The following is a 21376-nucleotide window of genomic DNA, read 5'->3' as shown; positions in this document are numbered from 1 at the left end:
CGCCGGTGGGGCCGGACCATCCCGCCGGAGCGCCGTCGCCGCCGTTCTCGCGCTGATGCTGCTGACCGGCTGCACCGACGGCGGGTCGTCGGGCGGGTCGCCGGTCGCGGGGCCGTCGGCGGTCGCCACCACCGCGACGCCGGGCCCGTCGGCCGCCGCGCCGGTGGTCGAGACCCGCGACGACCTCGCCGCCCTGTTCCGGCAGGCCGGGTTGCGCGGCACCTTCGTGCTGTACGACGTGTCGGCCGGCCGCGTCGTGATGGTGGATCGGGCACGGGCCGAGCGCCGGTTCATCCCGGCGTCCACCTTCAAGATCCCGCACAGCCTGATCGCGCTGGAGACCGGCGTGGTGCGCGACGAGCACGAGAAGATCCCGTACGGCGGCCGCCCGCAGCGCGTCGCCGCCTGGGAGCGGGACATGGGGCTGCGGGACGCGATCCGGGTCTCCAACGTCCCGGTGTTCCAGGAGCTGGCCCGGCGGATCGGCGCGGAGCGCGAGCGGGAGTGGCTGAGCCGGCTCGGCTACGGCAACGGCGAGGTCGGCCCGGCGGTGGACCGGTTCTGGCTGAGCGGGCCGCTGGAGATCTCGGCCGACGAGCAGGCCCGGTGGCTGGCCCGGCTGGCCCGTGGCGACCTGCCGGCCGACCCCGCCCACCAGGCGACCGTACGGGACATCCTGCGTCTGGAGCGCACCGCCGAGCACAGCCTGTACGGCAAGACCGGCCTGACCGACGCCACCGATCCCGGCACCGGCTGGTGGGTCGGCTGGGTCGAGCGCGGCGACCGGCTCTGGACGTTCGCCCTGAACGTGGACGCCACCACCGACGCGGACGCCGACCAGCGGCTGCCGCTGGGCCGACGGTTGCTGCACCGCCTCGGCGCGCTACCCACCGAGTGAGGAATTCGGAGGAAGCCCCACGTGGAGAAAGCCGCGTTCCGCAAGATCATTCCGGTGTCTCCGGTCCGCGAGCTTCGCCCCGGGACAGCGAATGGGGCTACCGGCAGGTCGCCGGGCTGCGTGTTCGTCGAGTTCTCCGGCCCGCCCACCGTGGACCTGCTCGACGTCCTGGATGCGGGCCGCTGCGTACGAGCCGGCGATGCCGTGTACCTCGATGCGGTGGCGATGGCCGCGTGGATCGCCCACCCCGATTTCCATGTCGTCAAGTGACCCGGCCGCGCAGTTAGCGTCCTGGCGCTCCTAGTCCAGATCCGACCGCTTCTCGGCGATCCACTTCTCGACGTCCTCGGCGAGCCAGACGTTACCCATGGACAGCTGCGCCACCGGCTCGGGAAAGTCGCGGCGGTTGGTGATCTGGTAGACCCGCTGACGCGAGATCCCACCCAGCATGACGCGGATCTCTGCCGAGCCGACCAGCCTGAGCCGCTTCATGGCGGGGACACTAGCTGACCCGACTACCGGGCGAAGCGGATCGCGAGCGGTTTCAACACCAGGGACCGACCCCGCCCGCGGTAGGGCGCGAGCACCCCGGTCATCTCGCAGAAGGCGTGGGCCGGCACGTCGAGCCGGCGGGGCGGGCATCACTCGGTTCGAACGACCGACGAGGCGTAGCGCGCCTCGATGGTCACCTGAACCGGTCATGCCCGCCCTTGGGAGCACCAGCAGGAGCGTGTCCACCCCGGACGGATCGAGCCGGACGCCCTCACCACTGTGCCGTTTGCGGGTCGGTCAGTTGCTGACTGGCCAGCGAGCGCTCTTCAGGTGTTGCCCGTCGACCCAGTACGTGCGTTGCCCGTCGAGAACCAACCAGTTGCCCTTGGCGTTGGGGACCACGAAAAGCTCGCGCTGGCCGACCGGCTTGATCCGAACGACGTTGTCGCCAACGGATCCGTACAGGTAGCCGTCCGCGGCGTTGTAGCTAAGCGTGTCGGCCTGCCAGGTGCCGCCCGCGAAGTTGCCCCAGTCGAAGGCCCTGACCGTCTTGCTGTAGAGCTGGCGCCCCGCATTTCTCTCGAGCGCGAAGAGGCTGCCGTTGGTAGCCGCCCAAACCTGGTTGCCCGACGTCACCGCGACGGCGGTCACCTGGGCGTGCCCGACGATCTCCTGGCTCCACAGCAGTCTGCGGGTGGCCATGGAGAAGGCGAAGACCCGCGCGTTCTGCTGGGTCGGGGCGATACCGTTACCGCCGTAGACGGACGTGCCGCCGTAGAGGATCCCGTCGGCATAGGCCAGCGTCAGGATGCTCTGGTCCTCGACGAGGTCGAAGTACGTGTCCACCGTGCCGGTCGCCGGATCGTAGATCGCCAGGCTGGACTGCAGTTGGCCGTAGCCCGGTACCGTCCCCACAGCGAGGACGCCGCCGGCATCCGCCATGGCGAACGGACGATCCTGGCCGGACGCCGTGAGATCGAAGACCTGGACCGGATTCCCGTTGGTGAGTGGCCGCGTCGGGTCGACCTCGAAGATCTTGGCGCCCGGGTAGACGCCGGCGTAGAGGCGCTCGCCGACCGTCACCAGGTTCTCCGCCTGGCCCAGCCGCGGGTCGAACGTCCACGCGTCCTGGCCGGGTGAGTAGCTCGCGAAACCGCCGGAGAAGTAGCCGCCGACGTGGACCTGGCCGGCGGGTCCCAGGGTTGCCGATCGCGGGGCCACCGGCGTCCCTTGCAGCGCCGGTGCCAGTTCAGCGTGGGCGCCCGTCGTCAGGTTGTAGTACTGCAGGACCTTGCCGTACGCGCCGACGACGTACTCGGCACCGCCGGAGGTCACGACACCCACCTTGGTGCCCATCTTCACGCCGAGGTTGGTCAGCGTGCCGTCGGGGGCGTACCGGTGCAGGACCGGAACACCGCCTTCGAGGAGCGCGATGTAGGTGTTGCCGGCACTGTCCCGTCCCACGCGCTGCATCAGGTAGTCGTTCCACGGCCCGGCCTTCCAGGTGCCGGCGACGGTGTCGTAGACGTAACCGATGTTCTTCTTCGTGCACTCGAACCGGACGAACAAGTCGGTTCCGGAGGTCGCCAACTCGTAGGTGAACTGGCAATCGGCACGGCCCTCCGGCAGCGGGATCTGTCGCTTGTCCCCGGTAGCGATGTCGATCTCGAAGAAGGCAGCCTGCGTCCCGGTGCCGGCGTAGACCTTGTCGCCGACGACCGCGGTCGACCGCACGTAGGTGTACTGCTCCCCCAAGGTGCCGTAGTCGCGCCACCGGCCGGTTGACTTGTCGTAGGCCACGACGTGGGCGCCCGGCAGCGTCGATCCTCCGGCGAAGCCCTCGAAGGTGCCCGTGTACGCCACGCCGTTGGCGTCGGTGTCCACCTGCCAGAGGAAACTCGCGTCGGGAGTGGCCTGGCCGGCCTTCACCGCCGCGGCTGCCTTGTAGGGCAGGTAGTAGAGGTTGCCGTTTCCGTAGCTCGCGACCCAGACCGTGCCGTCCGCGGCGATCTCGACACCCCAGGCACCGCCCGCGCCGTCGAGCGGGTAGGTGGCGATCACGTCGCCCGTGAGTGGGTCGATCTCGGCCAGGTAGGCCGGCTCACCGGAGACCACCGTCCACGTGCGAGCACTGCCATCCGGCATGTTCCCGGAGGCGGCCCCGGCGGCGGTCACGGCGGTCAGCGGAATGACACCGTGGTCCTCCACCGTGACGGATGGTGTCGGGGCGCCCAGGGCCGTGGCGGGCGCCAGGAGTGTCGAGGCCATCGCGGCCGCCGTGGCCACAGCGATCAGACTGCTTCGAAAGCGCATCCTACCTCCGGCACATGTCGACGTCTCGGCAATTACGCCAAGGACCGTAACCCGCCGGACACCATCCCGTCTATCACCTCTTTCGATGGAGTCACTGAGGACGAGCATCGGCTACCACGTGCTGCTTACTTTTCGGCCCTGGGCGGAACGGCGCTGGATCCGTGTCGTCAGGTGACCCGACCGAGCGGCCAGCGCCCTGACGCGCCCGATCAGATCGGACCGCTTCTCGCCGGCCAACTCCTCGACGCCCGGCCCGTACCAGGCGGAACAGCGCGCTCCGGCCGGTCAGGTCGACGCGCCGTCCCGGTCGGCGCCCGGTGACCAGTTGGCGAGCTGGTTGAGTATGGCCAGGTGGGCGTGGAACGCCGCCCAACCCGGAGGTCAACGGGCGCGGCGCCACCGGCTACGGTCGAGCGCACGGCCGGACCGGCCGCGCGTACACCAGGGGGGAACATGGTCGAACTGCCCGACGACCTGCCGGTCTTCGAGCGCAGCGCGGTACGGCTGGTGGTGCTCGACGGCGACGACCGGGTGCTGCTGTTCCACACCCGTGACCCGGACCACCCCCGGCTGGGCACCTGGTGGGAGCTGCCCGGCGGCGGGATGGACCCCGGCGAGACGTACCTGGACACGGCCGTGCGCGAGCTGCGCGAGGAGACCGGCATCGTGGCCGACCCGGCGCAGATCGGCCCGCCCACCTGGCGGCGACGGGCCAGCTTCGTGCACCGGCAGCGACGGCACCTCCAGGACGAGGTGATCGTCCCGGTGCGGCTGGCCGGCCCCGGGCCGGACGTGGACGAGGCGGACCGGCTCGACTACGAGCTGGAGGACTACTTCGGGTTCCGGTGGTGGCCGATCCCCGAGCTGGTGGCCAGCGGCGAGCGGTTCTACCCCGGCCGGCTGCCCGCGCTGCTGACCGGCTTCCTGGCCGGCGAGGAGATCGACGAGCCGTTCGAGCTGTGGTCCTGACCGCACCGCAAACCGGTCGGGCGATGGTGGTGACGAGCGCCGCGGTGGCGGGCACAGTGGAGCGGTGACGACGGACATCCGCACCCCCCTGGCCCGCTACGCCGACCGCCTGCACGCCCGCGCCGGCGACGGGCACCACGTCGCCTCCCCGCTGGGCGCGTGGCTGCTCCTGGCGCTCGCCGCGCCGGCCGCCACCGGCCCCGCCCGCGCGGCCCTGGCGGAGGCGCTCGGCACCGACCCGGCCACCGCCGCCGAAGCCGCGCACGCCCTGCTGGCGGCGCCGCACCCGCTGGTGCCCTCGGCCACCGCGTTCTGGCACCGGCCCGACCACGGGACCGCCGCGCTCGACCGGTGGCGGGCCACCCTGCCCGGGCCGACCGCCACCGGCCCGGTGCCCGACCAGGCCGGCCTCGACGCGTGGGCCCGCGAGCACACCCTCGGCCTGATCGAGGGGTTCCCGCTGAAGGTCGACCCGGAGGTGCTGCTGATCCTGGCCAGCGCGCTGGCCACCCGGGTCTCCTGGGCCGACCCGTTCGAGGTGGCGCCGGCCGCCGCGCTCGGGCCGGACAGCCGCTGGGCCGGCCGGCTGGACCGGGTGCTGCGCACCCCGCGGCGCGGCCACCGCTGCTGGATCGCCACGAGCGCGCGGATCGGCGACGTCGCCGTGCACGCCGCGCCCGCCCAGCCGGCCGCGGCCGGCGACGGCGAGGCCGGGTTGCTGGTCGTCTCCGTCGCGGCCGCCCCCGGCGTGCCGGCCGCAGACGTCCTGGCCGCCGCCCACGACATCGCGGCCGGTGCCCTCGACACACCGGGCGACCAGCCCCCGCCCGGCCGGCGTTCCCTGTTCGACCTCCCGCTCGGCGACACCCCGCTGTGGACCGTGCGGGAGGAGCCGACCAGGACCTACGCCCCGGACGGCCGCGAGGAGCGCACCGCCGCCGTCCTGCCCTGCTGGTCGGCGGAGAGCCGGCACGAGCTGGTCGCGCCCGAACTGGGGTTCGCCGCCGCCAACGCCGCCTTCGCCGAGCTGCTGGACGTCCCGGAGCCGGACTTCGCGGCGGCCCAGGTCGCGATGGCCCGCTACGGCCGGTACGGCTTCGAGGCGGCCGCCGTCACCGCGCTGATGGACTGGATGAGCCTGCCCCCGGAGGGCGTGGCCCGGGTCGCCGAGCTGCGCTTCGGCCATCCGTACGCGGTGCTCGCGGTGGCCACCGACACCCGGACCGGCGGGGCGACCGGGCCGTGGCACGGCCTGCCGGTCTTCTCCGCCTGGGTCGCCGAGCCGGACGAACTGCCGGCGGCCGACCTGGCCGACCGGTAGGAGCGACCCCGGGGGCCCGCCGAACGGGCCCCCGGGGACAGCTCACGCCGCGACCGGCGCCTTCTCCTCCGCGCGTTCGGCGGCCCGGGCGGCCAGGCGCCGTTCCCGCTCCTGCGCGCCGATCAGGTCGTCCGGCAGCGAGTCGGGCACCTCGACGTCGAACCGGCGCAGCAGCCGGATCGCGAACCCGCCGAGGGTGACCAGCACCAGCGCCGCGCCGAAGCAGACGTACGCGAAGCCGATGCCGCGGCCCTCGCCGGTGCCGATCACCGCGCCCACCGAGCCGGCCAGCGCGCCGCCCGGGGCGAGCATCGGCTCGAACAGCGCGGTGGCCCCCGGCGCGAGCAGCGCGAAGCCGATCGGCAGGGTCGACCAGGAGATGGTCTGGTTCAGGCTGAACACCCGGCCGTGGAACCGCTGCGGCACCTTGACCTGGACGATGGTGGCGTAGATGGACTGCGCCGTGGTCATCGCCATGGCCAGCCAGAACGCGCCCACGCAGATCATCGCCACCGAGGCGTCCAGGCCGATCAGCACGCAACCGACAGCGGTGCCCAGGTTGCCGATCAGCACGCCGATCATCCGCCGGTGCCGGGGGCCGCCCCAGATCGACATGAGCACACCGCCGGCCACCGCGCCGCACGCCTCGGCGAGCGCCACCTGGGCCACCTGCGTCGCGGTGCCGAAGGAGAGCACCAGCGGCGTGGTGAGCACCAGCGCGGGGGCCAGGAAGATGTTGCCCACCGCGAAGTAGCCGAGCATCAACCGGAAGCCCCGGTGCTGCCAGGAGTAGCGCATGCCGTTGGCGATGGCCACCAGCAGCCGCTCCTTGGGCCGCCAGCCGAGCAGGTCCGGGAAGCGGACCACCGCCAGCGTCAGCACCGCCACCAGGTAGCTCGCCACGTCGATCAGCAGGATGCCCTTGAGCTCGATGGCGGCGAGCAGCCCGGCCGCGAAGACCGGCATCAGCAGCATCGCGAAACCGTTGGAGAGCTGGGTGATGCCCATCGCGTGGCCGAGGTAGCGCTTCGGCACCAGCTGCGGCACCGCCGACTGGAACGCGATGCGTTGGAACGACCCGGCGACCTGGCTCAACGCGACCAGGCCGTAGATGTGCCAGAGCGCCAGGTTGTCGGTCCACAGCAACGCGGCCAGCACCACCTGCACCGAGCCGGCGCTGCTGCTGGCGATCATCATGATCTTCCGGCGGCTGACCCGGTCGGTGATCGCGCCGGCGACCGGCAGCATCAGCACGCCGCAGATCAGCGCGAGCGCCCAGAGCAGGCCCAGGTTGGTGACCGACCCGGTCTGGGTGAACAGCCAGATCGGCAGGGCGAACGCGGTCAGCGCCGACCCGGTGGTGGAGACCAGCTGCCCGATGGTGACCGCGACGAAGCGGGCCATGGACGGCTTGACCACCGCCGCCGCCGGCCGGTCGGCCACCCCGACCCGCTGGTGGGCCGCGAGCACCCAGCCGGCGTCCTCGCCCCGCGCCCGCGGGCCGAGCTCCGCGACGTCGCCGGCGGCGACGGCCCGGTGGGTGCGGGTGACGATCTCGGCCAGCTCGTCGGCGCGGTACTTCAGGAAGAAGTGCCCGGCCTGGTCGAGCACCACCAGCGCCAGGGTGTCGCTGAGGAACTGCCACTCGGCGTACCGCTCGGTGTGGTAGTCGGTGACCGGGTCCTCCGAGCCCACCACCGAGACGATCGGGGTACGCAGCTTCACCGCCCGCCGGTCGAGCAGCCCGGTGAAGTACTCCTCCGACGCCCGGGAGTCGGCCCGCATGTTGCTGATGATCCGGTCGGCCTGCTCCGGGTCCAGCTCGTCGGTGTCCACGCCCATGGACTTCAGCCAGCTGGCGTAGTGCCGGTTGCTGCGCAGCCGCTCCAGCCGGTTGCGCAGCGCGGCGAACGCCCCCTTGGGCCGGGCGAACGGGAACATCGCGCCGATGTAGAGCGCCTCCAGGTCCCGCCCGGCCGCCTCCACCTTCCGGGCCACCTCGGCGACGATCGCGCTGCCCACGCCGCAGTGGCCGTAGAGGGCGATCGGCCCCTCGATCCGCTCCAGGATCTCCTCGGCCACCCGGGTGGTCAGCTCGTCGAACGGCAGCGCGTCCTCGCTGAGCCCGACGTCGTGGCCGGGGATGGCCAGCGACCAGAGCGCGTGCCCGGCGGGCAGCGCGTCGGCCAGCGGCTGGTAGACGATCGCGCTGCCGCCGCCGTACGGGACGCAGACGTAGGTGAGCACCCGCTGGGCCACCGGGATGGGCTTGGTCAGCTCGTAGAGCAGCCGGCGGGGCCCCTCCGCCTCGCCGGTGCCGGACATGAACGCGGCCAGCTCGCGGATGGTCCGCTGCTGGAACAGGTCCATCACGCCGACCGGCCGGCCGCCGTGCTCCGCCTTGCGGATCTTGGCGACCACCTGGGTGGCGAGCATGGAGTGCCCGCCGAGGTCGAAGAAGTCGTCGTCGATGCCGAGCGTGTCGACGCCGAGCACCTCCGACCAGATGCCGGCCAGCAGCCGCTCGGTGTCGTCGCGCGGCTCGACCAGCGCGACGGACGCCTCCCGGGTCACCACCGGCGCGGGCAGCGCCCGGCGGTCCAGCTTGCCGTTCGGGCTCAGCGGCAGCGCGTCCAGGGTGACGAACGCGTTCGGCACCATGTACTCGGGCAGCGTCTCCTTCAACGCCGCCTTCAGCGCCGCGTGCTCGGCCGCACCGACCAGGTACGCGGTCAGCCGCTTGTCGCCCGGGCTGTCCTCCCGGACGATCACCGCCGCCTCGGTCACCCCCGGCTGCTCGCGCAGCGCGCTCTCGATCTCGCCCAGCTCGATCCGCAGGCCGCGCAGCTTGACCTGGTGGTCGATCCGGCCGAGGAACTCGATGACCCCGCCGGCCGGCGCGTCGCCGGTGGACGGCGCCACCCGCCAGCGGGCCAGGTCGCCGGTGCGGTACAGCCGGGCGCCCGGCTCGCCGGAGAACGGGTCCGGCACGAACCGCTCGGCGGTGAGCGCCGGCCGGCGGTGGTAGCCGCGGGCCAGCCCCACCCCGCCGATGTGCAGCTCGCCGGCCACCCCGACCGGGCACTCGTTGCCGGCCGGGTCGAGCACGTGCAGCCGCAGGTTGGCGATCGGCGCGCCGATCGGCACGCTGGTCAGCCCGGCCAGCAGCGCCGGGTCGCAGTGCCAGGAGCTGACGTCGATGGCCGCCTCGGTGGGGCCGTACAGGTTGTGCAGCCCGCACCACGGCAGCCGGGCGGTGAAGTCCACCGCCGAGGCCAGCGGCAGCTCCTCGCCGGAGCAGATCACCCGGCGCAGCGCGGTCGCCGCCTCGACGCCGTCCTCGGCGAGGAAGACGGTCAGCATCGACGGGACGAAGTGGGCGGTGGTGACCCGCTCGGCGACCAGCAGGTCGCGCAGGTAGCCGGCGTCCTTGTGCCCGCCGGGCCTGGCCACCACCAGCCGGGCGCCCTCGCGCAGCGGCCAGAAGAACTCCCACACCGACACGTCGAAGCTGGCCGGGGTCTTCTGCAGCACCGCGTCGTCGGCGCCGAGCCGGTAGGTCTTCTGCATCCAGTCGAGCCGGTTGACGATGCCCCGGTGGGTGTTCGGCACACCCTTCGGCCGGCCGGTGGAGCCGGAGGTGTAGATCACGTACGCCAGGTGTTCCGGGCCGGCCGTCGGCGCCGGGTCCACGGTCGGCTGGCCGGCCCAGACGCCCTCGTCGTCGAGGGCGAGGACGGTGGCGCCGGTGTCCGGCAGCACGTCGCGCAGGTGCCGCTGCACCAGCACCACCGGCGCGGCCGCGTCGGTGACCATGAACGCCAGCCGGTCGGCCGGATACTCCGGGTCCAGCGGGAGGTAGGCACCGCCGGCCTTCAGCACGCCGAGCAGCCCGGCGACCAGCTCGACCGACCGCTCGGCGCAGACGCCGACCAGGGTCTCCGGGCCCACCCCGGCCGCGCGCAGCCGGTGCGCGATCCGGTTCGCGGCGGCGTTCAGCTCGGCGTACGTCACCGAGCGGCCCTCGAAGGTGACCGCCACCGCGTCCGGGGTGGCGGCGGCCCGCTGCTCGATCGGCCCGTGCAGGGTCTGCTCGCGCGGGAAGTCGGCGGCGGTGTCGTTCCAGCTCGCCAGCAGCCGCCGCTCGGCCGGGGCGAGCAGGTCGAGCGCGGAGATCGGGGTGTCCGGGGCGGCCACCACCGCGTGCAGCAGCGCGGCGAGCCGCTCGGCCATCCGCTCGACGGTGGCCCGGGTGAACAGGTCGGTGTTGAAGACCAGCTTGGCGTAGAGCCCGTCGACCGTCTCCACCGCGTGCAGCTCGAAGTCGAACCGGGTCGCCCGCAGCTCCATCGGCGTCCAGTCGAAGGTGACGTCGGTGGCGTCGGAGACCTCGTTGAACCGGCCGATCTCGTAGTTCTGCAGCACGAACATGGCCTGGAACACCGGCGAGCGGCTCACGTCCCGGGGCAGCCCCAGCTCGTGCACCACCTTGGCGAACGGCACCTCGGCGTGCTCCAGGCCGTCCAGCACGCTGCGCCGGGTGCGCTCCAGCAGCTCGGTGAAGGTCGGGTCGCCGGCCAGCTCGGCGCGCAGCGGCACCATGTTGATGAACATGCCGACGACGTCTTCCAGCTCCGGCACCGACCGGCCGGCGACCGACGCCCCGACGGCGAAGTCGTCCTGCCCGGCGTGCCGGGACAGGAACACCTGGTACGCCGCGAGCAGCGTCATGAACAGGGTGCCGCCGTACGAGCGGGTCAGCGCGAGCAGCCCGTCCGCGGCGGCCCGGTCCAGCCGCAGCTCCACGAAGTCGCCGGTGTAGGTCTGGGTGGCCGGACGGGGCAGGTCCAGCGGCAGCTCCAGCGGGGTGATGCCGGCCAGCCGCTGCTTCCACCAGTCCAGGTGCCGGCGGGCCGCCGGCCCCTCCAGCTCCCGCGCCTCCCAGTGGGCGAAGTCGCCGTACTGGATCGGCAGCGCCGGCAGGTCGCCACCCCGGTAGAGGGTGATCAGGTCGCGCAGCAGCACGTCCACCGACCAGCCGTCGCCGACGATGTGGTGCTTGCTGAGGAACAGCACGTGGTCGTCGACGTTCATCCGGTCCGGAGTGCCGCCGTGCGGCGCGGAGGCCGGATTGTCGTCGTCGACGTTCAGCCGGATCAGCAGCGCCCGCAGCAGCGGCCCCTCGGCCAGGTCGAACGGCTCGGCCGCGGCCGCCTCCACCAGCGCCTGCGCCGCCGCCTCGTCCGGGGCGTCCACGATGGTCAGCGGCACCTCGACCGAGTCCTGCACCACCACGGTCGGCCGGCCGTCGGCGTCGGCCGGGAACCGGGTGCGCAGCGACTCGTGCCGGCGGGTCAGCCCGGCCAGCGCGGCGCGCAGCGCCGCGACGTCGAGCGGCCCGCGCACCCGCAGCGGCACCGCGATGTGGTACGCCGCCTCGCCCGGAGCGAGCTGGTCCATGAACCAGACCCGCTCCTGGGCGTACGACAGCGGCACCTCGGCGTCCGGCGGACGCGGGCCGATCCGGGCCGCGGGCGCGGCCGACTGCCGCTTGCGCAGCCGCTGGGCGATCAACGCCTGGCGGGCCGCGTCCCGGGCCGGATCCTTCAGGTCGGTCATCAGGGCTTGTCCTTCTCCGCCGCGAGCAGCGCGGCGACCTCGGTTTCGGAGAGCTCGTCGAGTTCGGCGGCGATCCGCTGCTCGATCTGGGCGGCCAGGTCGGCCACCACCGGGGTGCTGAAAAGCGCCCGCATCGGCAGGTCGACGTCCACCTCGGCGCGGATCCGGGCCATCGCCCGCATGCCGCGCAGCGAGTTGCCGCCCAGGGCGAAGAAGTCGTCCAGGGCGCCGACCTTGTCCACCTGGAGGATCTCGGCGTACACCTCGGCGACCAGCACCTCGGCGTCGGTGCGCGGGGCGACGAACCCGTCGGCGGCCGGCTCGGCGGCGGCCGGGGCGGGCAGCGCCGCGGTGTCCAGCTTGCCGTTCGGGGTCAGCGGCAGCGCGTCGAGCCGGACGAACGCCGACGGCACCAGGTGCGCCGGCAGTTCCCGGGCCAGGTCGGCGGCGAGGGTCGCCTCGTCGGCCGTCCCCACCAGGTAGCCGACCAGGGTCGGCTCCCCGGAGTCGGTACGCACCACCACCGCCGCGGCGGTCACGTCCGGCCGGGCCAGCAGCGCCGACTCGATCTCGCCCAGCTCGATCCGCATGCCGCGGACCTTGACCTGGCTGTCGCGGCGGCCCAGGTACTCCAGCGTGCCGTCGGGCCGCCAGCGGGCCAGGTCGCCGGTGCGGTACATCCGCTGCCCGGCCGGCCCGTACGGGCAGGGCAGGAAGCGCTCGGCGGTCAGGCCGGGCCGGCGCAGGTAGCCCCGGGCCAGCTGGTCACCGGCCACGTACAGCTCACCGACCACCCCCGGCGGCACCGGGTTGAGCGCCCCGTCGAGCAGGTACGCCCGGGTGTTCCAGGTGGGCCGGCCGATCGGCACCGGCCCGGCGGGCAGCTGCTGTCCCGGCGCGATCCGGGCCGCCACGCAGCCGACGGTCGCCTCGGTCGGGCCGTACTCGTTGATCACCGCGACGTCGCCGTGGCCGGCCCGCCAGCCGGCGAGCTGCTCCCCGGTGAGCGCCTCGCCGCCGATCACCAGGTCGGTGGTGGGCGACAGCTCGGCGTCGAGCAGCGGCAGGTGGCTGGGGGTGACCTTGAGGAAGGTCGGCCGCCCGCCGGCCCGCGCGGCCGGCTCGTCGATCGCCGCGAGCCGGACCGTGCCACCCGCGGTGAGCGGGCCGAGCAGCCCGGTGACGGTCAGGTCGAACGAGACCGGCGAGTGCAGCAGCGCGGTGCCGGCCAGCCCCGGGTAGGTGTCCCGGGCCCAGGCGAGATACGCGGTCACCGCCCGGTGCTCCACCACCACGCCCTTGGGTCGGCCGGTGGAGCCGGAGGTGTAGAGCACGTACGCCGGGTGGTCCGGGCGCAGCGGGGCGGCCCGGTCGGCGTCGGTCAGGTCGGCCCCGTCACCGTCCACCGGGCCGTCGAGCACCAGCGCGCCGGCCGGCACCAGCGCGGCGGTCTCCGGGGTGGCCAGCACCAGCGCCGGCTCGGCGTCGGAGAGCAGGTAGGCGATCCGGCCGCCCGGGTAGCCGGTGTCCACCGGCACGTACGCCGCGCCGGACTTGAGCACCGCGAGGATGGCGACCACCAGCTCCACCGAGCGGGGCAGCGCCAGCGCGACCCGGGACTCCGGGCCGGCCCCGCGGGCCACCAGCACCCGGGCCAGCCGGTTGGCGTCGGCATTCAGCCGGGCGTACGTCAGCTCGACGCCGGCGCGGACCAGGGCGGGCGCGTCCGGGGTGGCCGCCGCCTGCCGCTCGAACTCCGCCACCAGCGTGCTCGGCGGCACGTCGCGGGCGGTGTCGTTCCAGGTGGACAGCACCAGCTCCCGCTCGGCGTCGGCGAGCAGCGGCAGCGCCGAGACGCGCTGCGCCGGGTCGGCGACCGCGGCGGTGAGCAGCCGCACGTAGCGGGCGACGACCGCCTCGGCGGTGGCCCGGTCGAACAGCGCCGTCCGGTACAGCAACCGGCTGGCGCCGGTGGTGATGTCGAAGGCCAGGTCGTCCTTGGTGGTGCCGAGCGGCGCCGGGTCGAGACCGGAGTCCGGGATGAAGTTCAGCGCGGTCTGGAAGACCGGCTGCACCGACGGGTCCCGCTGCGGGTCGATCGCCTCGACGATCCGCTGGAACGGCGTGCCGCCGTGCTCCATCGCGTCGACCAGCCGGTCGCGGACCCGGACCAGCAGCTCGGCGAAGGTCGGGTCGCCGGCCAGGTCGCAGCGCAGCGCCACCGGGTTGACGAACATGCCGATCAGCCGGGCCAACTCGGGGTTGTCCCGGCCGGCGGTGGAGACGCCGACCACCACGTCCTCGTCGCCGGAGATCCGGGACAGCAGCGCGGTGAACGCGGCCAGCAGCACCATGTACGGGGTGGCCGCCGAACCGGCGGCGAGCTGGCCGATCCGGTCCAGCAGCCCGGCGGGCAGGTCGAAACGCACCTCGTCGCCGGCGAAGCCCAGCTGCGCCGGCCGGGGCCGGTCCAGCGGCAGGGCGGTCACCGCCGGCGCGCCGGCCAGCTGCGTGCGCCAGAAGTCCAGCTGCCGGTCCAGCTCCGGGCCGGCGAGCTGGTCGCGCTGCCAGACCGCGTAGTCGGCGTACTGGATGGGCAGCTCGGGCACGTCGGCGGGCGCGCCGGTCAGCGCGGCCCGGCTGAGCGCGGCCAGCTCCTCGGTGAACAGCACCGCCGAGCGGCTGTCGAACACCGCGTGGTGCACCACGAACAGCAGCGTGAGCTGGTCGTCGGTGAGCCGCAGCAGCCGCGCCCGCCACAGCGGCGGTGCGTCCAGCGGGATCGGCGTGCGGGCCAGCTCGGCCAGCAGCTCGTGGGCGTGCCGGTCGCGCTCCGCCACCGGCAGGTGGCGCAGGTCGGTCTCGGGCAGCTCCACCGGCTCCGCGGCGCGGACCACCTGGACCAGGTCACCGTCCTGCGTGCGCAGGTGGGTGCGGAGCGACTCGTGCCGGGCGACGATCTGCCCGAGCACCGCGTTGGCCTGCTCCCGGGTGATGCCGACCGGGAACCGGCACGGGCTGGAGACGTTGTAGACCGGCGAGCCGGCGTCGAGCTGGTTGGCCAGCCACACCCGCTCCTGGGCGAAGGAGGCCGGGAAGGTCCACTCGCTCATGACGCGGCCTCGCGGACCGAACGCGGACGCATGTCCGTCCAGACGGTGTCGATGTGCGCCAGGCACTCCTCGCGGGTGCCGGCGAAACCGGCCTCGTGCCACCCGGCGGGGAGGTCGCGCTCGGCCGACCAGATCGAGTACTGCTCCTCGTCGTTGCGGACGACCAGGAAACGGGATTCGGCCATCAGTTGTCTCCAGCGCTCTCGGGGGTGTGCGGTTCGGCCATCGCGACGGCGATCTTGCGGGGGCCGGTGAACGGCTCCCGCCCGTGCGCCGCTGTCATGTTGTCCACCACCAGCACGTCGTCGCGCTGGTAGTCGAAGCGGACGCTGGCCGCCCGGTACGCGGCCCGCAGGTGCTCCATCACGTCGGCGGGGATCTCCCCACCGTCGCCGTAGTAGGTGTTCGACGGCAGCTCGTCCGCGCCGAACATGGCCAGCAGCCCCTCCTGGTAGTCCTTGGGCAGGGTGCTGATGTGGAAGAAGGTGGCGTGGTTGAACCAGCGCGGGGTGTCCGAGCCGGGCCGGTGGTGCACCACGTCCCGCACCGCCCGGGTGCGCAGCCCGTCCTTACCGCGCCACTCCAGCTCGATCCGGTTCGCCGCCGCGTACGCCTCGACCTCGGCCCGGTCGTCGGTGTTGAACACGTCCTGCCAGCGGGTGCCGAAGTCGGCGTGGAAGTTGCGGACGAGCATCCAGCGCCGGCGCACGAACTCCTCCCGCACCGCCGGGTCGATCTCGGCGTACACCCGGCGCACGTCGGCCAGCGGGGTCGCGCCCTGCGTCTGCGGCGGGGTGATGCAGTAGAAGAACAGGGTCAGCGGCCAGCGCGCCTGGTACGAGTTCTCGTTGTGCAGGAAGATCTCCTCGTCCGGCGGGTAGTCGGTCGAGGTGTAGACCCGGCCCTTGATGGCATGCCGGGGCGAGGACCGTTCGGTGTAGACCAGCGGTTCGCCGGACAGCGCCCGGACCACCCGGTCGAAGCCGTCCACCCCGCCGACGTCGAAGCCGCGGAACAGCAGTCCGCCGTGCTCGGCCAGCGTCGCGCGCAGTTCCGCGCGGCGGGCGTCGATCAACTCGGTCAGCTCCCGGCCGTCGTTCTCGACGACCACCGGCAGCGTGGCGATCGTGTCGCTCATTGCTCTGTCACTCCTGGTTTCTCGGTGCTCACGCGCGGGGCAGCCGCGGGATGGCGGGGATGGTGGCCGGGGCGGCCGGCTCGTCGGTGGGGGCGGCGGTGGCCCGCAGCTCCTCGATCCGGGCGGCGAGACCGGCGACGGTGGGCGTCTCGAAGAGGCTGCGCATCGGCAGCCGGACCCCGGTCGCCTTGCGCATCGCCGCGATCAGCTGGACCGCGACCAGGGAGTTGCCGCCGAGAGCGAAGAAGTCGTCGTCGACCCCGATCTCCGGCACGCCCAGCGCGTCCCGCCAGACCCCGGCGATGGTGACCTCCAGCTCGGTGCTCGGCGCGGCCGAGCCGCCCCCGGTCGCGGCCGGCGTGGCGGCCGGCGCCTCCGGCTCGTTCTCCAGGCTCTCGGTGGTCACCCGGCCGGCCCGGTCGCGGATGTCGGCCACCGTCCGGGTGGCGATCACCACCTGGGCGCCCAGCCCGGCGGTGAGGCTGCGCCGGAACGCCTCCGCGCCGTCCACCGGCCGGATGTCCTCGGTCGGCCCGGCCGGCGCCGCCTCGACGGTGTCGGCCGGCGCGGCGGCGGTCAGCCCGCCGGTCACCGCGCCCTGGTCGACCCGGCGCAGCACGAAGTCGCTGATCGCGACGAGTTCCCGGCCGGCCGGGTCGAGCAGGGTCAGGTCGGCGGCGACCACCTCGTCGGTGGCGCTGTCCCGGTGCCGCAGGTGGCTGTGGAACTCGGCCGGCAGCGGCCCGCGCACCACGATCCGGCCGTACGACAGCGGCAGGTAGGTGCCCGAGCCCTGGCCCCGGCCGAACGCGGTCGCCACGTCCAGCAGCGCCGGGTGCAGCCCCCAGGCCGGCAGGTCACCGACGGCCTCGGCGGGGGCCGCGATCCGGGCCAGTTCCTCGGCGTCGCCGAGGTGGTGCTCGCGCAGCGCGGCCCAGCGCGGCCCGAAGGTGAGCATGCTGGTGCGGCCACGGCCGAACGACGAGTCGTCGTCCACCCGCCGACCGGCCACGGCGGGCTGCCGCGCCGGCGGGGCCGGCTCGAGGGTCCAGCCCGCCGAGCCGCGCACGTGGGTGCGCGTCTGGCCGGCGGCGAGGCTGCGCACCGCGAAGTCGGCGCCGTCCTCGCTCGGGGTCAGCTCCACCCGGTACTGGGCCACGGTGCCCTCCGGCACCGAGAACGGCTCCAGGAACACCACGTCGCGCAGTTCCACGCAGGCGCCCTCGGCCGGGGCGGGCAGCGCGGCGGCCACCGCCGCGCGGACCGACTCCAGGTGGGCGGTGCCCGGCACCACCGGCACCCCGCCGATGCGGTGCTCGTCGAGCAGCCAGTGGGTGGCCGCGGAGACCAGGCCGTGCAGCACGATGCCGTCGGGGCCGGTCACCTTCGTGGTGAGCACCGGGTGCTCGACCGGGCTGGTGACGGTGTCCCGGCCCGCGGCCCGGAACCCGGCCGGCGCGTTGGTCTCCACCGCCATGCCCACCTCGGCCCAGCCGCCCCAGTTCTGCGACAGCACCGGCGCCCGCCAGCCCAGCCCGGAGCGGGCGTAGGCGTCCAGCGCGTTGTTGGCAGCGCAGTAGTCCACCTGGCCGAAGCCGCCGATCACCGCGGTGATCGACGAGCAGAGCACCACGAAGTCCAGCGGCAGGTCGCCGAAGACCTGCGCCAGCGCGAGGGTGCCGGCGAGCTTGGGCGCCAGCACCCGCTCCGCCTCGGCCCGCTCCTTGATCTCGGCCATGCCGCCGCCGGGCAGGCCGGCCGCGTGCACGATGCCGTCGATCCCGCCGTACGCGGCCTCGGCCGCCGCCCGGACCCGGCGCAGGTCGGCCGGGTCGGTGACGTCGGCGGCGAGCACCAGCACCTCGGCGCCGGCCGCCTCCATCCGGCGGATCGCCGCGATCGCCCGGCCGGTGCGGTCCGCGCCGCCGTGCACGGTCAGGTGCGCGTCCCACTCCTCGCGGGCGGGCAGGCCGGAACGGGCCAGCAGCACCAGCTTCGCCCGGGCCCGCTGGGCGAAGTCCTCGGCCAGGGTGATGCCGATGCCGCCGAGGCCGCCGGTGATGACGTACCGGCCGCCCTCGCGCAGCGCCCCCGGCTCGCCCTCGGCGTCCACGGTGACCTGCTCGTAGCCGGTCACCCAGCGGCGGCCGCCGCGCAGCGCCACCTCGGGTCGCTCCGGGTCGACCGGGCGGCGCAGCTCGGCCAGCAGCGCCCGCCCGCCGTCGTCGGCCGGGTCGGCGTCGAGCAGCCGGACGGTCAGCCCGGGCAGCTCGACCGGGAGCACCCGGGCCAGCCCGGCCAGGGTGGCGTGCTCCGGCCGGCACAGGTCGGTGCCGGTGACGTCACCGATGCCGCTGGTCACCAGGTCCAGGGTGAGGGCGGCGCCGTCACCGGTCAGGCCGGCACCGGCCAGCGCCTGCACCACATGCAGGGCGCTGAAGAAGCCCCGGTCCTGGGCCGCCCAGGTGGCCGCGATGTCGGTGCCGGCCGGCTCGCCGTCGAGGGCGAACGCGTGCACCAGCCGGGCCGGGACGCCGTCGGCGGCCAGCGCGGCCACCAGCGCGTCGTAGTCGTCCCGCACGCCGGGGCGCAGCCGGTAGCCGGTGTCGGTGGCCGCGAAGGCGTCGCCGGGGCGTACCGGCACCGGGTCGGCGCCGGCGGCGCGCAGCCCGGCGAGCAGCGCGTCGCCGCGCGGGCCGTCGACCAGGACCAGGCAGCGGCCCAGCGGCTCGGTCCGCGGCTCCGGCGCGGCCTGCCGCCAGACCGGCACCGCGAACCACTCCGGCAGCGGCCGGGGTCCGGTCTCCACCGGCGCCGCGGCGACCTGCTCCACCGGGTCCGGGTCGACCCAGTAGCGGCGCCGTTCGAACGGGTACGTCGGCAGCGGCACCCGCCGGGCGTCCGGGTCGGAGCCCAGCCGCACCGGGGTGCCCTGGCACCAGAGCGCGGCGGCGGCGCCGAGCAGGGTGGCCAGGTCGCCGGTCGCGTCGCCCGGGCCGGGCAGGCTGCCCAGCGGGGTGAGCTTGCGCTGCGCCTCGGCCGCCTTGGCCACCTGCATCCGGGCCAGGTTGGCCAGCTGCTTGCCGGGGCCGCACTCGACGAGCTGCCAGGTGCCCTCGCCGAGCAGGGTGGCCACGCAGGCCCCGAAGCGCACCGGCTGGCGCAGGTGCGCCGCCCAGTACGCGGGGTCGGTGGCCTGCTGCTCGGTGATCCAGGTGCCGGTGACGTTGGACAGGAACGGGATCGCCGGCGCGCGCAGCGGCACCCCGGCCATCAGCGCGGTGAACTCCGCGAGGATGGGCTCCATCATCGGCGAGTGGAAGGCGTGCGAGGTGCGCAGCGGCTTGGCCTTGCCCTTGAGCGTCTCGGCGAACGCGGCGACCGCCTCGGTGGGGCCGGCCACCACGCAGGTGCCGGGGCCGTTGACGGTGGCCACGGCCAGCCCCTCGGGGAGCCGCTCGGCGACCACCGACTCGTCCAGCGCGACCGCGAGCATCGCTCCCGGCGGCATGGACTGCATCAGCCGGCCGCGGGCGGCCACCACCCGCAGCGCGTCCGGCAGGCTCAGCACGCCGGCCACGGTGGCGGCGACGTACTCGCCGATCGAGTGGCCGATCATCGCGGCCGGCCGCACCCCGGCGGACTGCCAGAGCGCCGCCAGGGCGTACTCGACGACGAACAGGGCGGGCTGGGTGTAGCGGGTCTCGGTGAGCTTCTCCTGGGCCTGCGGGTCGCGGCCGAGGATCAGGGCACGGATGTCCAGCCCCAGCTCCGGGCGGAGCAGCTCGGCGCACTGGTCCACGGTGGCCGCGAAGCCGGGCTCCTCGGCGTAGAGCTGCGCGCCCATGCCCGCGTACTGGGCGCCCTGGCCGGAGAAGAGGAAGGCCAGCCGGGGCGCGGCGCCCTCGGCCACCCCCGCCTGCCGGCGGCGCGGGGTGGTCAGCGCGGTCACCGCGTCGGCCAGGTCGGTGGCCACCACGGCGACCCGGTGCGGGTACTCCTGCCGGCCGATCCGCAGCGTGTGCGCCACGTCGGCGAGGTGCTCCGGCCCCCGGTCGGCGGCGGACTCCAGGTGCTCGGCGAGCCGCCGTACGGCGGTGTCCAGCGCGGTGGGGGTCTTCGCCGACAGGTGCAGCAACTGCGCCGGGCGGACCCGCCGGGACGGGCGGTGCGCCGCCGGGGCCTCCTCCAGCACCACGTGGGCGTTGGTGCCGCCGATGCCGAAGGAGCTGACCCCGGCCCGCCGGGGTGCGCCGTCGGTGTCCCACTTGGTCAGGGTGTTGGTGACGTAGAACGGGGTGTCGGCGAACTCGATGGCCGGGTTGGGCGTCTCGTAGTTGATGGTCGGCGGGATCAGCCCGTGTTCCATCGCCAGCACGGTCTTGATCACGCTGACGATGCCGGAGGGCTGGCTCAGGTGGCCGATGTTGGACTTCACCGAGCCGATGCCGCACCAGCCCCGGTCGTCGGTGTCCTTGGTGTAGACGGCGGAGAGCGCGGCCACCTCGATCGGGTCGCCCATCGCGGTGCCGGTGCCGTGCGCCTCGACGTAGCTGATGGTGCGCGGGTCGACGTCGGCCATCGCGACCGCCTGGGCGATCGCCTCCATCTGCCCGTCCATGCTGGGGGCGGTGAAGCCGACCTTGCCGGCGCCGTCGTTGTTGATGGCGTTGCCGAGCACCACGGCGCGGATCGTGTCGCCGTCGGCGATCGCGTCGGAGAGGCGCTTGAGCAGGGTCACCCCGACGCCGCTGCCCCAGACGGTGCCGTTGGCGCCGGCGTCGAACGGGCGGCACCGCCCGTCCGGCGAGGTGAAGCCGTCCATGCCCAGGTAGCCGACGTGCGGCAGTTCGATGTTCGCCCCGCCGGCCAGCGCCATGTCGCACTCGCCGTTGCGCAGCGCCTCGCAGGCCAGGTGGAACGCGACCAGCGAGGTGGAGCAGGCGGTGTGCACGGTCAGGCTCGGCCCGCGCAGGTCCAGCCGGTACGACACGTTGGTGGCGATGTAGTTGGGCGAGTTGCCGGTGGCGATGGAGACGGCGCCGTGCGGGCTGCCCCCGACCCGCTTGTTGCGGTACACGTAGCGGTGCAGGTAGAAGTTGCCGCCGGTGCCGGCGTACACGCCGACCGAACCGTCGTAGCGACCCGGGTCGTAGCCGGCGTCCTGCAACGCGGTGTAGCAGGACTCCAGGAACAGCCGGTGCTGCGGGTCGGTGATCTCCGCTTCCCGGGCGGTCATCCCGAACAGTCCGGCGTCGAACTCGTCGTACCCGTCGACCAGCGGCGCGCGGTTGACCCAGCCCGGGTCGTCGACCTCCGCCTCGGTGGCGCCCCGGGCGATCTGCTCCTCCCGGGTGAGTTCGGTGCTCGACTCGACCCCGTCGACCAGGTTGCGCCAGAACTCGTTCACGTCGGCCGCGCCGGGCAGGCGGGCGGCCATGCCGACGATGGCGATCGGTTCGATGCCGTCGTCGGGCAGGTCGGTTGCGGTCGGGTTGCTCATCAGGCTGTCC

Annotated in this window: 11 protein-coding genes; 4 read left to right on the top strand and 7 right to left on the bottom strand. The window is 74.0% G+C overall.

The genetic code is table 11. The features are described from left to right. The first annotated feature begins 55 nt into the window (after nt 1-55). Nucleotides 56-898, top strand: a complete 843-nt coding sequence (gene blaOXA / locus SM577_RS20150) for a class D beta-lactamase (RefSeq protein ID WP_474587702.1) — start codon at nt 56-58, stop codon at nt 896-898. Nucleotides 899-919: 21 nt separating this feature from the next. Further along, nucleotides 920-1168 (top strand): hypothetical protein, encoded by a 249-nt coding sequence (locus SM577_RS20145; RefSeq protein WP_302921351.1) that lies wholly within the window; start codon nt 920-922, stop codon nt 1166-1168. Nucleotides 1169-1198: 30 nt separating this feature from the next. On the opposite strand, the gene SM577_RS20140 is transcribed toward SM577_RS20145, so the two are convergent. Both SM577_RS20140 and SM577_RS20135 read right to left on the bottom strand, forming a co-directional pair. Then, a complete protein-coding gene (locus SM577_RS20140; protein ID WP_302921350.1) occupies nt 1199-1390 on the bottom strand; it encodes a helix-turn-helix transcriptional regulator in 192 nt (63 codons plus the stop codon). A 297-nt stretch (nt 1391-1687) separates the two neighbouring features. Beyond that, nucleotides 1688-3703, bottom strand: a complete 2016-nt coding sequence (locus SM577_RS20135) for a hypothetical protein (protein WP_474587701.1) — start codon at nt 3701-3703, stop codon at nt 1688-1690. Between the two features lie 453 nt (nt 3704-4156). Here SM577_RS20135 and SM577_RS20130 point away from each other — a divergent pair, with 453 nt between their 5' ends. Then, entirely contained in the window at nt 4157-4672 is a 516-nt protein-coding gene (locus tag SM577_RS20130; RefSeq protein ID WP_474579661.1) for an NUDIX hydrolase, read from the top strand. 64 nt (nt 4673-4736) lie between these two features. Beyond that, nucleotides 4737-5993, top strand: a complete 1257-nt coding sequence (locus SM577_RS20125; protein WP_474579662.1) for a hypothetical protein — start codon at nt 4737-4739, stop codon at nt 5991-5993. Nucleotides 5994-6035: 42 nt separating this feature from the next. Here the strand turns inward: SM577_RS20125 and SM577_RS20120 are convergent, their stop codons facing one another. The 5 genes from SM577_RS20120 to SM577_RS20100 are packed head-to-tail and all read right to left on the bottom strand — an operon-like array spanning nt 6036 to nt 21366. Continuing rightward, nucleotides 6036-11612 (bottom strand): amino acid adenylation domain-containing protein, encoded by a 5577-nt coding sequence (locus SM577_RS20120; RefSeq protein ID WP_474587700.1) that lies wholly within the window; start codon nt 11610-11612, stop codon nt 6036-6038. Continuing rightward, nucleotides 11612-14725, bottom strand: a complete 3114-nt coding sequence (locus tag SM577_RS20115; protein ID WP_474587699.1) for a non-ribosomal peptide synthetase — start codon at nt 14723-14725, stop codon at nt 11612-11614. The genes SM577_RS20120 and SM577_RS20115 overlap by 1 nt, the downstream gene beginning before the upstream one ends. Continuing rightward, complete coding sequence (locus SM577_RS20110) at nt 14722-14910, bottom strand: MbtH family protein (RefSeq protein WP_302921344.1); 189 nt, start codon at nt 14908-14910, stop codon at nt 14722-14724. Before SM577_RS20110 ends, SM577_RS20115 begins: the two co-directional genes overlap by 4 nt. Continuing rightward, the gene (locus SM577_RS20105; protein ID WP_474579665.1) at nt 14910-15863 is read right to left on the bottom strand and encodes a TauD/TfdA family dioxygenase; all 954 of its coding nucleotides are present in this window, start codon (nt 15861-15863) and stop codon (nt 14910-14912) included. The genes SM577_RS20110 and SM577_RS20105 overlap by 1 nt, the downstream gene beginning before the upstream one ends. 28 nt (nt 15864-15891) lie before the next feature. Next, nucleotides 15892-21366, bottom strand: coding sequence for a type I polyketide synthase (locus SM577_RS20100; RefSeq protein WP_474587698.1), 5475 nt, complete (start codon nt 21364-21366; stop codon nt 15892-15894). Nucleotides 21367-21376 lie beyond the last annotated feature (10 nt).

It is taken from the genome of Micromonospora desertarenae (assembly GCF_056150265.1).
Note: the sequence above shows the minus strand (reverse complement) of the source record. Positions and strands in the feature narration are given on the sequence as shown.